Source organism: Pelomonas caseinilytica (genome assembly GCF_021353235.1).
Lineage (GTDB): Bacteria > Pseudomonadota > Gammaproteobacteria > Burkholderiales > Burkholderiaceae_C > Pelomonas > Pelomonas caseinilytica.
Genome location: NZ_JAJTWT010000001.1, coordinates 711,948 through 726,779, shown reverse-complemented (window position 1 = coordinate 726,779; position 14,832 = coordinate 711,948). Strand labels below are relative to the sequence as shown.

The following is a 14,832-nucleotide window of genomic DNA, read 5'->3' as shown; positions in this document are numbered from 1 at the left end:
GCCGAGGCAGTGTCGTCATGGTGTGAGCAGCTGGGGTGGAAGGACCCGAGGGCAAGCGGCATGCCCGCCTCCCCGGGCATTGCGCTTGCCGGCACATCCGAATTCCACTCCGGAGTGACGCCCGTGCGCATCGCCTATGTCACCGAGACCTTTCCGCCCGAGATCAACGGCGTGTCGCTCACGGCCGAACGCACCGTGCGTCACCTGTGTGGCAGCGGGCATGCGGTCCAGCTGATCCGCCCGCGCCGGCCCGACGAAGGCCCGCGCCGCGACGCCGACGAATGGCGTTGCGGTGGCGGGCCCATTCCCATGTATCCCGAGCTGCGCTTCGGCTGGGCGACGCCCGCCGGCCTGCGCGCCCTGTGGCGCCGCGAGGGTCTGCCCGACCTCGTGCACGCCACCACGCCCGGCCCGCTCGGCTGGGCGGCGCTGAAGGCGGCGCGCGCCGAGGGCATTCCCACCAGCGCCGACTTCCGCACCAACTTCCACGCCTATTGCGGGCATTACGGCCTGGGCTGGTTCGAACCGGTGGTGCTGGGGTATCTGCGCCGCCTGCACGCCATGGCCAGCGGCAACTTCGTCCCCACGCCGGAACTCGCCCGCCAGCTCTCGGCCCGCGGCTTCGAGCGGCTGCATGTGCTGGGCCGCGGCGTCGACGCCCGGCGCTTCGCGCCCGAGCGGCGCGACCCCTGGCTGCGGCGCGAATGGCGGGTCGGCGAAGAGCACCGCGTCATGCTCTACGTCGGCCGGCTGGCCGCCGAGAAGAACGCCGGCCTCGCGCTGCAGACCTTCGAGCGCTTGAGCGCGCGCCGCCCCGGCCTGCGCATGGTGGTCGTCGGTGACGGCCCCATGCGGGCTCGGCTCGAGCGGGCCCATCCGAGCGCGCGCTTCGTCGGCATGCAGACCGGCCTGGAGCTGGCACGCCACTACGCCAGCGCCGACGTCTTCCTCTTCCCCAGCCTGACCGACACCTTCGGCAACGTGACGCTGGAGGCCCTGGCCAGCGGCCTGGCGGTGGCCGCCTTCGACACCGGCGCGGCGGGCCTGCATGTGCGCGACGGCGTCAACGGCTGCCTGGCGCCGCCCTGCGACGGGCTGGACGCGGCCGACGCCTTCCTCGACGCGGCCACCCGCGCCCTCGACGCGTCGGCGCCCGACGGCCTGCTGCGCCTGGAGGCCCGCCGCACGGCGCGCGAGGCCGACTGGGACGGCGTGCTGCGCCGCTTCGAGCAACAGCTGCAGCGCCTGGCCACGGCCGGCCGCAGCGTGCCGCGCTATGCCGCCGTGGCTTGACGCCCACCGGCTGCGCAGCGCCGAACTCGACCTGCGCGGTGCCCAGGCCCTGCACCGGGTCGCGGCCCGCCCGCGACTGCCGCGCCTGCTGGCGCTGTGCAGCCGCCTGGCCGACGGGCCGCTGTGGGTGGCGCTGGTGCTGCTGCTGCCCTGGGTGGAGCGCGACGGTGCCCGCCATGCGCTGCTGATGCTGCAGCTCGGCGCCCTCAACCTCGTCATCTACTACGCCCTCAAGCGCAGCACGCGCCGCCGCCGCCCCTTCGAGCACTGCGATGACATCCGTGCCTGCATCAAGGTGCCCGACGCCTTCAGCTTCCCGAGCGGCCACGCCCTGCACGCCTTCGCCTTCGCGCTGCTGCTGTCGTCCTTCCATCCGGGCCTCGGGCCGCTGCTGTGGAGCTTCGCCGGCCTCGTCGCGCTGGCTCGCGTCGTGCTGGGCCTGCACTTCCCGAGCGACGTGGTCGTCGGCGCCCTGCTGGGCATCGCCACGGCCAGCCTGGTGCTGTGGATGGGCTGAGGTGGTGTCGCCCCCCCGTCACGACCCGTGTCGTGCCGCCCCCGCGCACGCCGCGGGCCTACAGCTGCGCCTGCGGCCGGCCCATCTTCTTCCGCAACAGCGAATGCCTGGCCTGCCACCGGCCGCTGGGTTATGCGGCGACGCGCGGCACGCTGCTGGCGCTGGAGCCGGCGCCGCCGCGCGCCGGCCAGGGCGGCTGGCGCGAGGCCGGCGTGCCGGCGCGCCGGGCGCCACGCCATGTCCGTTGCGCCAACCTCGACAGCGCCGCGGCCTGCAACTGGCTGCTGGAGGCCGACGAGGTGGCCGCAGGCTTCACGCTGTGCCGCTGTTGCCGGCTCACCCGCACGGTGCCCGACCTGAGCCAGCCCGGCGCAGCGCTGTGGTGGTGCCGCGTGGAGCAGGCCAAGCGCCGGCTGGTGTCGTCCCTCATCGGCCTGAAGCTGCCCGTGGCATCCAAGGCGGAGGACCCGGCGCACGGCCTCGCCTTCGACCTGCTGATGCCGCCGGCCGAAGGGCCGGGCGTCGTCACCGGCCATGCGGATGGCGTGATCACGCTGGACGTGTCGGAGGCCGACGACGCCCGGCGCGAGCAGCGGCGCGACCAGCTCGGCGAGCCTTACCGCACCCTGCTCGGCCACCTGCGCCACGAATGCGGCCACTACTACTGGCAGCGCCTCGTCGAAGCCTCGGCGTGGTTGGAGCCCTTTCGCGCGCTGTTCGGCGACGAACGCGAGGACTACGCGGCAGCGCTGCAGCGCCACTATGCCAACGGCGCGCCTACGGACTGGGGCCAGCGCTTCGTCAGTGCCTATGCCAGCGCCCATCCCTGGGAAGACTGGGCTGAGACCTGGGCCCATTACCTGCACCTCGTCGACACGCTGGACACGGCACGCAGCTTCGGGCTGGACGGCGAGCGCGTGGAGCTCAGCTACGAGCGCTTCACGGTCGACGTCGTCGCCGAGGCCTCCGACCCCGACGCTGCCGGCTTCGTACAGCTCATCAACAGCTGGATGGAGCTGACCGGCGTGCTGAACGAACTCTCACGCGCCATGGGCGTGGCGGACTTCTATCCCTTCGTGCTGTCGGCGCCGGCCGTGCGCAAGCTGCATTTCGTGCACCGCGTCATCCACCGAGCTCCGGAGTGAACACCCTCCACCCCGCGCCGCCTACGTCTCAGGGCCAGGCCGGCTCGAACGAGGCCAGGGCCAGCCGGGCCGGGGGCGGCGCGAAGCTGCGCTGCGATGGCGGGGCAGCCGCGGTGCTGCCGGTCAGCGTGTCGATGCGCTGCAGCACCTGGTCGATCACGAGGGGCTTGGGCCACAGCTCGCAGAAGCTCGTGCCCTCGATCTCGAAGTCAGCGTCGGCCGTGACCGCCACCGCCGGGGCCGAGGCGCAGCCGGGCAGGGCGCGCAGGCGCGGCAGCAGCTCGCTGCCATGGCAGTCGGGCAAGCCGAGGTCGAGCAGCAGCAGCACGGGGCTCAGGCCCTCGGCCAGCCGCAGCGCCTCGGCTCCCGTGTTGGCGACGACGAGGTCGAGATCGGGCCGGCGCTCCAGGACGGCGGCCATGAGCAGGACGTTGACCGGATGGTCCTCCACGTAAAGCACGGTTTGGCGGGCAGGCTTGGGCATCGGAATCTCCGGCGGTGGTCCGGAGTTCATGGCAATCGGCATGCCCGCCTTTCGGGCACGCACCTTGCCGCGCGGCCGGGCCACTCAACAAGGAGTTCCCATGACGACCACCGACGCACCGCGCAGCTTCGGCGTCTTCAAACCCGTCGGCCACGTGGTCATCTCGTTTCCGCAGGCCGAGCAGGCCGACCGCGCCGCCTCGGCGCTGGCCGGACTGGGCCTGAGTCCGCAGGCCGTGCGCCGCTACAGCGACCGGGAGATGCTGCGGCAGATCGACGACGACATCGCCCGTGCCAGCCCCATCGCGGCCATCGGCCAGGAGATGAACCTCGTGCTGGCCCATCGCGCCTTGGCGGAGCGCGGCTACCACTGGCTGGTGGTGGCCGCCAGCGGCGACGAGCAGGCCGCCCAGGTGGCCGAGGCGGCCCGGGCCTGTGGCGCCGAGCGGGCCCAGTACTACGGCCACTTCATCATCGAGGAGTTGATCGAGCGCCCCGGCGGCATCGCCCAGGTCGCCGAGTCGCCCGACCGGGGCCTGGACGCGCAGACGCCCTCCGGCAAGGAGAGCGAGGCGGCCGAGGCGAGGAAGCCCGGCGGCGGCTGACGCCGCGGTGAGCTGGCATGGCGGCTGCCGCATGAAGGCTCAGCCAACCTCCCGGAAAGGACTCCCCATGAGCGAGAAAGACTCCACGCTGCAGGCCCAGCGCCGCATCCAGAAGCAGCAGGACGACACCGACGCCAGGCAGCAAGGCGAACAGGGCGGGACCTCGGGCGAGGGCGGTGCCGTGCAGGCCGGCGCCCGCGAGCAACCCGAGAAACTGCCCGCGCAGCACGTGCGCAAGCCCGGCCGCGAGTCCGAACTCGAGCTGGCGCCGCGCTTCATGGCGCCCGACTACAAGGGCAGCGGCAAGCTGCAGGATTTCGTCGCGCTGATCACCGGCGCCGACTCCGGCATCGGCCGCGCCGTGGCCGTGCTGTTCGCCCGCGAGGGCGCCGACGTGGCCGTGGCCTTCCACTCCTCCACCGAAGACGCCGAGGAGACGGCGCGCTGCGTCGAGGCCGAGGGCCGGCAGTGCCTGTTGCTGCAGGGCGACGTGAAGGACCGCGCCTGGTGCGACAGCGCCGTGGCACAGGTCATCGCGCGCTTCGGCAAGCTGGACGTGCTCGTCAACAACGCCGCCTTCCAGGAGCATGCCGCCTCGCTGGAGGAACTGGACGACGAGCGCATGCACGAGACGCTGGACACCAACATCGGCGGCTACCTGCGCATGGCGCGCGCGGCGCTGCCCCACCTCAAGCAGGGCGCCTCCATCATCAATACCGGCTCCGTCACCGGCCTCAAGGGCAGCGCCAAGCTGCTGGACTACTCGGCCACCAAGGGTGCCATCCATGCCTTGACCAAGTCGCTGGCCAGCAACCTCGTCGAGCGCGGCATCCGCGTCAACGCCGTGGCGCCGGGGCCGGTGTGGACGCCGCTCAACCCGGCGGATGCGCCGGCCGAGAAGGTCGCCAAGTTCGGCCAGGACACCGACATGAAGCGCGCCGCCCAGCCCGAGGAGCTGTCGCCGGCCTATGTCTTCCTGGCCTCGCCGGTGTGCTCGGGCTACATCACCGGCATCGTGCTGCCGGTGACCGGCAGCGTCGGCGCCATCTAGGGCCTGTTCACCCTACGGCAGGGGTCGCGAAGGCCATCCCCCAGGGGCCAATCAAGGCGCAGCGCGCCGCCCGCATTGATATGCGGGCAAGCGGTGCAACGCCGAGTGGCCCCTGGGGGATGGCCTTCCCTTCGGGTTGTGACCAAAAGGCCCGCGCGCGGCGTTGCGAAGCCTCGCTTGGGGCCTACCCAAGCTTCGTTTCGCGCCTTGCTCGCGGGCCTTTTGGTCGCAACGCGACCCCTGCCGTAGGGTGAACAGGCCCTAACCTGGATATTTCACGAGTACTCGCAATCGGCGGCTTGCGGCGTCGAGGAGGTGCGCCGGCGGCGCTGACGCGGCGGCTGGCGCGTTGATCAGGGCCGGCGGAGCGACGCGGACGCACCGCCCCCTTACCCCCGTTGTTCGTCAACGTGCCGGGGACAGCACTGTGGTGGAGTTATGGCGCCAGCGCGCGTGCGGCCGTGAGGAAGACGTGCTTGAGCGGATGCTGCGAGGCCAGCAGCAGGCGCACGCGGCGCGTGTTGCGCAGCACTGCCGCGCCGATCTTGAGCAACTTGACGCGGATCGTGGCCGCACAGGCGCGCTCCAGCTCCGTGCCCTTGAGCGCGAGGCGCCGCAGGTTGATCATCAACGTGTAGGCCAGCGCCGCCAGCAGCAGCCGCAACTGGTTGGACGCGAAGCGCCGGCAACTGGCGCGCCGCCCGAACAGGTCCAGCTGCGCTTCCTTGATGCGGTTCTCCGCCTCGCCGCGCGCGCAGTACAGCCGCTCGTACAGCTCGCTCGCATCGCCGCCCAGGCTGGTGACCACGAAGCGCGGGTTGGCGCCTTGCTCGCCGTGCTCCAGCCGTGCAATCACGCGACGCTCGCGCTCCCAGTTGCGCGAGGCGTACTGGAACTCGCCGATCAGGCGCTGCTTGGCGCCGCCGGCCTGGTACTGCTCGGCCAGCGCCAGGCTGGGCAGCGCGGAGAACCATTCGAGCGTCGCGTTCTTCTGCAGCCCGATGACGTAGTCGATGCCCCAGGCATCGAAGCGGCGCAGCGCCCGCGGCCGGCAGAAGCCCGAGTCCGCGCGCACGACCAGCCGCACCCGCGGCCAGGCCTGGCGCAGCGTGTCCTTGATCCGCTTGATCAGTGCGCTGAACACGCTGGCCGGGTCGCGCCAGCTCGGACGCAGCACGCAGGCCAGCACGTCCTGGCCGCAGAACACGTACAGCGGCAGGTAGCAGTAGTTGTCGTAGTGGGCGTGGAAGTGCGCCCCTTCCTGCTGGCCGTACAGGGGCATGTGCGTGGCGTCGATGTCCAGCACCAGTTCGTCGGGCGGCGCCTTGTGGCTGGCGATGAACTGCTCGAGCAGCACTGCGTGCAGCGCCGTGGCGTGGGCCGTGGTGGCGGAGGTCTCCAGCCGGCTCAGCGTGGGCGCCGAGGCCAGTTCCTGATCGCTGCCCAAGGCAGTCTGCAGCGCCAGGTCGCGCCGCAAGCTGTTGTGGTCGGACACGTCCTCCCAGCCGCAGCACAGGCCGTATACGCGCTGCGCCAGGAGGCTGCGCATGTCGTGGCGCACGCTGGCCGCGCGGCGACTGTCAGCAAACACCCGGGCCGCCGCGCGGGTCAGTCCGATGCGCTCATCCACCAGTCGCAGCAGCGGCGCACCGCCTTCGCTGCAGATGTCGCCGCCGTCGAACGCCGCCTGCACCACCCGACGTCCGACCTTGCCGAACCCCACGGTCCCGTTTGTACACTTTGGCATCGGCAGTCCTCGGTTGTCATTGGCGTCAGATACCTATGACAACGGCTTCGGCAACGAGGCTGCCGACCTTGGCTCGCGAAATATCCAGGCTAAGCCGTGGCGGCCCCGTCGGCCGTCGGCGAGGCAAGCACTGCGGCAAGTTCTTCAACGTGTCGGCGATGCCTGAACCCCCAGCGGGCCGTTGCTCGCCGGCCTGTGTGCCGTGGGCGCGCTTGCCCGCCGCGCCGAGGGCCCGCCGGTCTTCCCCCCCGCCGCCCGCGTCCCGTGGGCGGCATGCGGCTTGCCAGGAGGTCCGGGCACCACCGCTTCCGCATCCCACGTCAACTTCGAGGACCTCTCCATGGCCACCAACGCCGACACGCCTTTCCCCACCTCCTCCGCCTCTCCCGCGACCTCCAGCGCCGGCGGCCAGTCGCCCGCGACGTCCCAGGGCTCGTCCGCCTCGGGCAATGACGCCCAGGCCGCGGGCGACATGCTGAACCGCGTGGTGCAGGGTGCGCACAGCGCCATCGACCGCATGGCAGAGAGCGCCGCGCCCGCCGTCCAGAAGCTGCAGGACGGCGTGAGCTCCGCCAGCGATGCCATCAGCCAGCGCGCCGGCGACGCCCGCGAGATGGGCGAGGAGTGGGCCGAAAGCCTGCGCGCCACCGTGCGCGACCATCCCCTGGCCGCCCTCGCAACCGCCCTCGCCGTCGGCGTGCTGGTCGGCCGCCTGGCGCGCTGAGGCCGCCTTGGCCGAACCGACGCCAGACACCCACGCCGCCGGGCCCGCATCGCCCGGCCTGCCGCAGCAACTGCACGGCCTCTGGCGGGACGTGCAGGGGCTCGTCAGCGACCGCGTCGAGCTGCTGTCGCTGGAGCTGCAGCGGGCCGTCCAGGCGCTGATCCAGATCGTCGCGCTGCTGGTGGCCGTGGCCATCCTCGGCGTGACGGCCTGGCTGGTGCTGTGGGGCGCGTTGATCCGGCTGCTCGTCTCGGCCGGCATGCCGCTGGCCGGGGCGCTGCTGCTGGCCATTGCGTTCAACGTCGTCGTCATGGCCCTGGCCGTGATGCGCGTGAAGCGGCTGCTGCCCCAACTGCGCCTGCCGGCCACGCGCCGGCACCTGATGCTCTCGCCCGACCCCCGTCCCCAGCCACCCGCCGCGACCGCCCCGACCGATGAACCCCCAGCCGTCCCCGACCCCGCTGCACGCTGAGCCGCCCGAGGGCGAGGGCGACCTCGATACCCGCATCCTGCGGGTCGAGCAGCGGCTGATCGCCCGCGAGGAGAGGCTGCGCCGCGAGGTCTCGGGCCTGGCCCGCCAGGCGCGGCGCCAGCTGCGGCCCACGCGGCTGCTCGCCCCGGCCGGCGGCGTGGTGCTCGCCGCCCTGGCCCTGCGCTCGCTGTGGCGGCGGCCCGAGCCGGCCACGGTGGCCGCCTCGGCGCCGGGCTCGGGCGGCAGCCGCCTGCATGACATTCCCTGGGTGCGCCTGCTCGGCCTCGGCTGGCCGCTGCTGCCCGAGCGCTGGCGCCAGCGCATCAGCCCGGCCACGGCCAGCAGCCTGGTCACGCTGGGCCTGCCCCTCGTCGAGCGCCTGCTCGGCCAGCGCCGCGCCACGCCGCTGCAGGCCGTGGCCGAGGCCGACCCCATGCGCCTGCGCGGGCGCTGGTTCCTCGTCGGCGAACTGCCGGCGGCCCTGGAGGCCGAGCCCAGCGAGCCGCCCGAGCTGGGCCTGCTGCCGCGCGAGGACGGCCAGCTCGACCTGTTGATGCGGCGCGTCGACCGCCATGGCACCCAGGGCCGCCAGGTGCTGCTGCAGCCCGTGGCCGGCAGCCACGGCGCGCAGTTCAAGGTCAGCCACTGGCCGGCGGCGCTGCAATGGCTGCCCTGGGCCTGGAACGACCTCTTCCTGCTGCACGTGGACGCCGGCTACGACGAGGCCCTGCTCGGCAGCCCCGAGCGCGACCAGCTCTGGCTGCTGTCGCGCCGCCCGACGCTCGACCCCGAGCGCCGCCAGGCCCTGGCCCAGATTGCCCGCGACCGCGGCTTCGACGCGGGGCGGCTGCGCTTCAACGTCCGGCCATGACGCTATGGCCCGACCTCGGCGAGCTGATGCGTTTCGACGTGTCGCCGCTGGAACTGGTGCTGCGCGGCAGCCTGGTGTACTGGTTCCTGTTCCTGCTGCTGCGCTTCGTGCTGCGGCGCGATGCCGGCTCCATCGGCATCCCCGACCTGCTGCTGCTGGTCATCGTCGCCGATGCCTCGCAGAACGCCATGGCCGGCGGCTACCAGAGCGTGTCCGAAGGCTGCGTGCTGGTGGCCACGCTGGTGGGCTGGAACTGGCTGCTGGACTGGGGCAGCTTCCGCTTCAAGGCCGTGCGCAAGCTCGTCGAGCCGCCGCCCCTGGTGCTGGTGCGCCGTGGCCGCATGATCAGGCGCAACATGCGCCGCGAGTTCGTGACCGTGCCGGAGCTGATGGCCAGCCTGCGCACCCACGGCATCGACAAGCTGGCGGACGTGAAGATCGCCCGCATGGAGCCCGACGGCGCCATCAGCGTCATCCGCGAGGAGCATGCCGAGGACGGGGCGGGCGACGAAGGCGACGAGGAGCGCCGCGCGCCGATCTGAGGCACATGCCTTGCCGCATGAAGCGGGCGGGGACGTCCCGCTGACCCCAAGGAGACCGCCATGGCACGCAGCAGCTTGCTCGGCATCGATCCCGCGCCCACGGAGGCCGAAGGGCGCGGCAAGGCCCGGCTCGGGCCCAGCGACACCACCGACAGCGGCAGCGACCTCGTCGGCCTGGACGACCAGGACGACGATGCCGACCCCGGCCTGCCCGTCGACGTGGCCCTGCGCGACGACCAGGTGGCGCCGCTGCCGCTGGGCGAGACGCTCGCGGAATCGGAAGGCGGCGCCAGTGGCGTGCGCGACGGGGCCGACATCGGCGTGGACCGCGTCTTCACGCCCGGCGGGCTGGAGGTGGAGGCCGACGCGGCCCTCGCGGCTGTGGGCGAAGCGCCGTTGGACGAGGCGTCTGGCGACGAGGCCGACGCCGAGGAAGAGGAGCAGGACGCGGCCGACGAGGAGAGCGAGTTCGACGAGAACGACACCGGCCCGGCGCGCCGGCCGCGCCGCGATGCGCCCGGCACCGCGCCCGGCGAGGCCTCGGAAGCCGTACCGGGCGGGCCGGACCCGGCGGGGCATAGACCGGGCCGCAGCTGAGGCCGGACTGACTGCGCTTGGCGCCTTCGTTGACGTTCAACGAAGTTGCGCAATTCCAGTGGCAGGGCCCTCTTACGAGGCGTTGGGGCAGGCTCAATCCACAGCTCAGCGGCATGAGGCCAAGGTGAGACCCTCCCTAAAAGGATGTGTGCGACGCCGGCAATATCGGCAAATGCGTTGGTGGCGGACCAAATCTCAAAGACATATTAAATCGGTCGGACCAAATATTAGTGAAAATTCACCATTCCTGAAGATTTAACGTCATTTGCATATGTCGAGCTGATAAAGTGGTCTGACCTGATTGCTGGGTGCGCTCGGGTAGCCAGGGCCTGCGGGCCGTACAGCAATGGCCCGGCGCTCAGATCAAGAGCGAGTATTCCCGTCGCCTGCCTTCAAGATGCCTACCGATAAAGGGTGGCATTACGCAACCTCTGCAGATTTCTCGGCCGCATGAATCATCAAGTCTTCAATAAATGGGTTGCGCTGTTGATGTTGACGTGGGTTTTGGCGCCGTCAAGCGCCAGCGCGCAGCAGGGCAAACCTGTAGAAAAACTGGATCGTGTAACAGTTAATGGCCAGAGCACTCACGATACAAAAATCGACTGCAACGTCGATCCGGACGCATGCGCTGACCTCGCAAACCTGAATAGGCCGGGTTACTCCTTTCGCGGCAGTACAACGGGAATGCCGCCTCCCTGGCTGCCGGATACGAGTACTGCGGGCGATGGCGTCACCGAGACTGGTCCGGACGAGGGCTGCCGTTCAAGGGGGGTTCCCGCCTCCGACAAGACAACGTCGCACCCTGTCGTATTGTCCAGCGGCGCTAAGCGGATATACCACTCGGACTTCAAGCATTCCTCGAACTTGAGCCTGGGTTTGAGCAGGGTTTACCAATCAGAGGTTCCGGCCCTGCCCAACTCTCTGTTCGGCCCCAAGTGGCGGTCAAGTTTTGACTATTGGGTAACCATGTGGGTTGACGGCTACCCGAGCCGTTTCACGCTCTATTTGCCTGACGGCAGTTCCCTGGATTTGTCCTTGGCCTCGCCGGCCCCGGGTGTTCTTTACTACCTCCAGCCCAGTTGGATCAGCCAGCACGGTGCAAACCGGGGCGGCGCCCAGATCTGGGCAGAAGTCGTATCAGGGCAGCTCAAGGTCTACATGGGCCCGGAGACGCTGGTTTTCGCGGCCGTGCGCCCCGCGGGGAAGCCTGCCTACTATGCGATCGACCGAATCCTCCGCACTTACAGCAACATCGCGAAGTACGTCTTTGAACGGGACGCCGCCACGGGGCGGCTGCAGGCGGTCGTGAATTACCTTGGCGAACGCGTCAACGTGGTGATGGGCGACGGCGTGCATGTCACTCAGGCTACCGCCCCCGACGGCTCGCTGTGGAAATACGACTACGTCGCTGCCACCGGCATGCTGAGCAGCGTGTCCGTTCTTCCTGCCGGGGCCTCCGCGTGGGTCCAGGCCGCCACATACGCATACGACGATGCCCGGGATCCGCGTCTGTTGACCTACAGCATGCCCGGCGGCAGTTATAGCTACGACGCCCAGGGGCGCGTCATCAGAAGCATCAATGACTCCTTTGCCTATGGAGATACCTGGACCGATTACACCAACGAGAGTGGCAATACCACTCGCTACACCTACGCCATCACCAATGGCAGCAAGCAACTGGTGCGCACCGATTACCAAGGGGTACCACCGGCATGCCCGGCCGCAACGATTGCGCAAACCTACAACGCGGGTCAGATCGCAAGCTCGACGGACGCTGCCGGCGTGGTCACTACCTACCAGTTCAACGCTGATGGCACCCTGGCGCAAAAGACGGTGGCGCCGGGAACGGCATTGCAGCAGACCTTTAGGTTCGGATATATCGTCGACGAATATGGCCCCCGCCTGTCCGGCCAAACCACGCTCAATGCCTCCGGGCAGGTGATCCAGGATACAAGCTTCGCATACGACTCCGGAAGTGGGGCGGCCGTGCCGCGACTCTTGTCGATCACCTACAAGGATACCCTCACCGGCGGCGCGGATCGCCAGGTGTTCTATACCTATGCCTTGTATCCATCCGGCTTTGCCAAGACCCTGACCACGCAAGTCGCCGGTCCTGCTGGATGGGCCACCACGGTGGCTGAATACGACGAGAAGGGGCGCCTGCTTCGCCTCACCAATCCCATGGGTCATGTCACCACCTATGGGGCTTACACCGGCGCCGGCCTGCCGGGTTGGGTTACCGATGCCAATGGCGCGACCGTCAACATCAGCTACGACCATCGAGGCCAGGTGACCTACCAGGCGGTGGCCAACATCGGGTGGTCAAGCAACGGGTACGACCCAGCGGGTCGCCTGAGTTCGACAAATTCCTCCACAGGCGCCAGATACTCTTACCAGTACACCGACACCGACAAACTTTCCAGTGTCACCGACGGGCTGGGTGACGCTATCACGTTCAGTATGGTGGCCAACGAACGGCACACGCTTTCGAGACGCGAAACCGCGCAATATGTCGACGGCAGCGTTTCCACCAAGCCATTCGATCGGGCCGAGTTGGAGGCCGCATTCATACAGGAGTACGGGGCGAATATTCCACCTCCGTATCTGCCGATGGTCGTGGCTGGCTTGAGCAATGACTACCTGATCGGCCGATACGGTTCTTTCCGGTCCAACTCATGGGTGGACGGAGAAGCGGAGCGCCCGATTCTGGTCGTTGGGGAAAACGGCCAGCGCACCAGCTACACCTACGACGGTACGCGCAACCTCAAGTCCATCACCACGGCCGACGGCCGGTCCACGACCTTCGACTACGACGCCCTGGGCCGCCTGACCAGCCAGCGCCTGCCCGATGGCAGCACCAGCGTTTCCAGCTACGACACCGCCGGCCGGTTGGCGAGCTTCACCGACCCTCGCGGCTTGGTTACCAGCTACCAGTACAACGGTTTCGGCCAAGTCACCCGGCAAGTCAGCCCGGACACCGGCGTGACGACCTTTGGCTACGGGGCTGGGGGTTATCTGGCCTCCACCACCTATGCAGACGGCCGCCAGCTGATGCTGGGCAGGGACATTGCCGGGCGCGTCATCTCGCGCACCGCCGGCAGCCAGACCGAGACCCTCAGCTATGACGAAGGCGCCTACGGCAAGGGCCGCCTGACCACCGCTGCCGGCACCGGGGGCAGCGTGAGGTTCGCCTACGAAGTGGGGGGGCGCCTGAGCAGCCAGACCGTGCTGGCGCAGGGCCAGTCCCTCACCGTGGGCTGGACCTACGACAGCACGGGCAACCTCACCGGCATGACCTATCCCGACGGCCAGTGGCTGAGCTTCCAATACGACGCCTACGGCCGGCTGAGCAAGGTGCTGGGCAACGCCGGCAGCGGCGGCTTCGTCGTGGCCGACAGCATGCTCTACCAACCCGCCACCGCCCAGCGCTACGCCTGGCGCTTCGGCAACGGCCTGCCCCACATCGCCACACTGGACCGTGACGGCCGGCTCACCGCCCTCAACGGCGGCCCCGCGCATGGCCTGCAGTTCACCTACACGCCCAACCTGGACACCATCGCCGGCATCACCGACACGGTGTATGGATCGAGTCAGTCCTCGTCGCTGGGCTATGACGCGCAAGACCGGCTGAACTCGGTGGTGCGCAGTGGTGCCAACCAGGGCTTCGGGCTGGACGCCGACAGCAACCGCCAGGCCCACACGCTCAACGGTACAAGCTACGCCTACACCACCGACCCGGCCTCGAACCGGCTGCTCTCGGTGACCGGCGCCGGCGCCACGCGCAGCTTCAGCTACGACGCCGTGGGCAACATGACCCAGAACGCGCCCACCGGGGCGGTGCACACCTACGTCTACGACGGCTTCAACCGCCTGGCGCAGGTGAAGGATGCAGGCGGCAACGTGCTGGCCAGCTATGGCTATGCGCCGAACAACCAGCGACTGTGGAAGAGCACGGCGGCGGGCGTGACGACCTACGTCTACGGCGCGGGCGGGGAGTTGCTGTACGAGCGCGGCCCCGCGGGCAGCACGGCCTATGTGTGGCTGAACGGCGAGATGATCGGCCTGATGCGCGGCGGGGCCTTCTACGCGAGCCACAACGACCATCTCGGCCGGCCTGAAGTTGTCACCAACGCTGCGGCCCAGGTCGTGTGGCGGGCATCGAACCATGCGTTCAGCCGGGCGGTGGTGGTGGACAACATCGGCGGCCTGAACGTCGGCTTCCCGGGGCAGTATTGGGATGCGGAGAGTGGGCTTTGGTACAACTGGAATCGGTATTACGATCCGACGGTGGGGAGGTATACCCAAAGTGATCCCATTGGCTTGACTGGGGGCGTCAATACCTACGCATATGTGAGTGGGAATCCGCTAAGCAAAGTAGACCCTTTGGGGCTGGATGCCATCATCGTCCATGATGGTCACCTGACACACTACGACAGCAATGGCCAAATGCTTGGGATGTACCACTACACCACCGGACGACCAGGGGTGACAGATACGTCAATATCGGGTCAAGGTCCGATCCCGTTGGGAACCTATACAATTGAACCTTGGCAAATAAGCGAAGGCGGAATTGTTCGAAATCTTCTCGGCGATTGGGGCAGATTTCGAGTTCCATTGAAGCCTGACGCCGGCACAAAGACATTCGGCCGTGATGGCTTCTTCTTGCACGGCGGAAAGAAGCCAGGTTCTGCTGGATGTATTGACGTTGGTGAAAGTGATGTCCACCTTTTTGAGAATCTGCGAAAAGCGCCGGGTATTGTTCCTGTTGTCGTCTATTGAGGAGTG

13 protein-coding genes are annotated in these 14,832 nt (G+C 69.0%); 11 read left to right on the top strand and 2 right to left on the bottom strand.

The annotated features are described in order from the left end of the window. Window positions 1-123: 123 nt before the first annotated feature. The 3 genes from LXT12_RS03475 to LXT12_RS03465 are packed head-to-tail and all read left to right on the top strand — an operon-like array spanning window position 124 to window position 2,955. On the top strand, window positions 124-1,293 hold the full coding sequence (locus LXT12_RS03475) for a glycosyltransferase family 4 protein (protein ID WP_233389471.1): 1,170 nt from the start codon (window positions 124-126) through the stop codon (window positions 1,291-1,293). After that, window positions 1,277-1,810 carry a phosphatase PAP2 family protein gene (locus LXT12_RS03470; RefSeq protein ID WP_233389469.1) on the top strand — a complete coding sequence of 178 codons (534 nt, stop codon included), beginning with the start codon at window positions 1,277-1,279 and terminating at the stop codon, window positions 1,808-1,810. Before LXT12_RS03475 ends, LXT12_RS03470 begins: the two co-directional genes overlap by 17 nt. Window positions 1,811-1,842: 32 nt before the next feature. Beyond that, window positions 1,843-2,955 carry a zinc-binding metallopeptidase family protein gene (locus LXT12_RS03465; RefSeq protein ID WP_233389468.1) on the top strand — a complete coding sequence of 371 codons (1,113 nt, stop codon included), beginning with the start codon at window positions 1,843-1,845 and terminating at the stop codon, window positions 2,953-2,955. Between the two features lie 28 nt (window positions 2,956-2,983). Here the strand turns inward: LXT12_RS03465 and LXT12_RS03460 are convergent, their stop codons facing one another. Further along, complete coding sequence (locus LXT12_RS03460; RefSeq protein WP_233389466.1) at window positions 2,984-3,439, bottom strand: response regulator; 456 nt, start codon at window positions 3,437-3,439, stop codon at window positions 2,984-2,986. Between the two features lie 100 nt (window positions 3,440-3,539). On the opposite strand from LXT12_RS03460, the gene LXT12_RS03455 reads away from it, so the two are divergent. Together LXT12_RS03455 and LXT12_RS03450 are read left to right on the top strand one after the other, a co-directional pair. Continuing rightward, window positions 3,540-4,043: a hypothetical protein gene (locus LXT12_RS03455; protein ID WP_233389464.1), complete on the top strand. Its 504-nt coding sequence runs from the start codon at window positions 3,540-3,542 to the stop codon at window positions 4,041-4,043. Window positions 4,044-4,074: 31 nt separating this feature from the next. Beyond that, the gene (locus LXT12_RS03450) at window positions 4,075-5,094 is read left to right on the top strand and encodes an SDR family oxidoreductase (RefSeq protein WP_419964757.1); all 1,020 of its coding nucleotides are present in this window, start codon (window positions 4,075-4,077) and stop codon (window positions 5,092-5,094) included. Between the two features lie 436 nt (window positions 5,095-5,530). Here the strand turns inward: LXT12_RS03450 and LXT12_RS03445 are convergent, their stop codons facing one another. Continuing rightward, a complete protein-coding gene (locus tag LXT12_RS03445; RefSeq protein WP_233389460.1) occupies window positions 5,531-6,841 on the bottom strand; it encodes an IS1380 family transposase in 1,311 nt (436 codons plus the stop codon). A 340-nt stretch (window positions 6,842-7,181) separates the two neighbouring features. On the opposite strand from LXT12_RS03445, the gene LXT12_RS03440 reads away from it, so the two are divergent. The 6 genes from LXT12_RS03440 (at window position 7,182) to LXT12_RS03415 (ending at window position 14,826) form a co-directional block, all read left to right on the top strand. Continuing rightward, entirely contained in the window at window positions 7,182-7,565 is a 384-nt protein-coding gene (locus LXT12_RS03440) for a hypothetical protein (protein WP_233389458.1), read from the top strand. Between the two features lie 7 nt (window positions 7,566-7,572). Further along, entirely contained in the window at window positions 7,573-8,037 is a 465-nt protein-coding gene (locus LXT12_RS03435) for a phage holin family protein (RefSeq protein ID WP_233389456.1), read from the top strand. After that, window positions 8,000-8,908: a lipocalin family protein gene (locus LXT12_RS03430; protein WP_233389454.1), complete on the top strand. Its 909-nt coding sequence runs from the start codon at window positions 8,000-8,002 to the stop codon at window positions 8,906-8,908. The genes LXT12_RS03435 and LXT12_RS03430 overlap by 38 nt, the downstream gene beginning before the upstream one ends. Then, entirely contained in the window at window positions 8,905-9,450 is a 546-nt protein-coding gene (locus LXT12_RS03425; protein ID WP_233389452.1) for a DUF421 domain-containing protein, read from the top strand. The genes LXT12_RS03430 and LXT12_RS03425 overlap by 4 nt, the downstream gene beginning before the upstream one ends. 60 nt (window positions 9,451-9,510) lie before the next feature. Next, window positions 9,511-10,047, top strand: coding sequence for a hypothetical protein (locus tag LXT12_RS03420; RefSeq protein ID WP_233389449.1), 537 nt, complete (start codon window positions 9,511-9,513; stop codon window positions 10,045-10,047). Window positions 10,048-10,497: 450 nt separating this feature from the next. Continuing rightward, a complete protein-coding gene (locus LXT12_RS03415) occupies window positions 10,498-14,826 on the top strand; it encodes an RHS repeat-associated core domain-containing protein (RefSeq protein WP_304622747.1) in 4,329 nt (1,442 codons plus the stop codon). The last annotated feature ends 6 nt before the right edge of the window (window positions 14,827-14,832 follow it).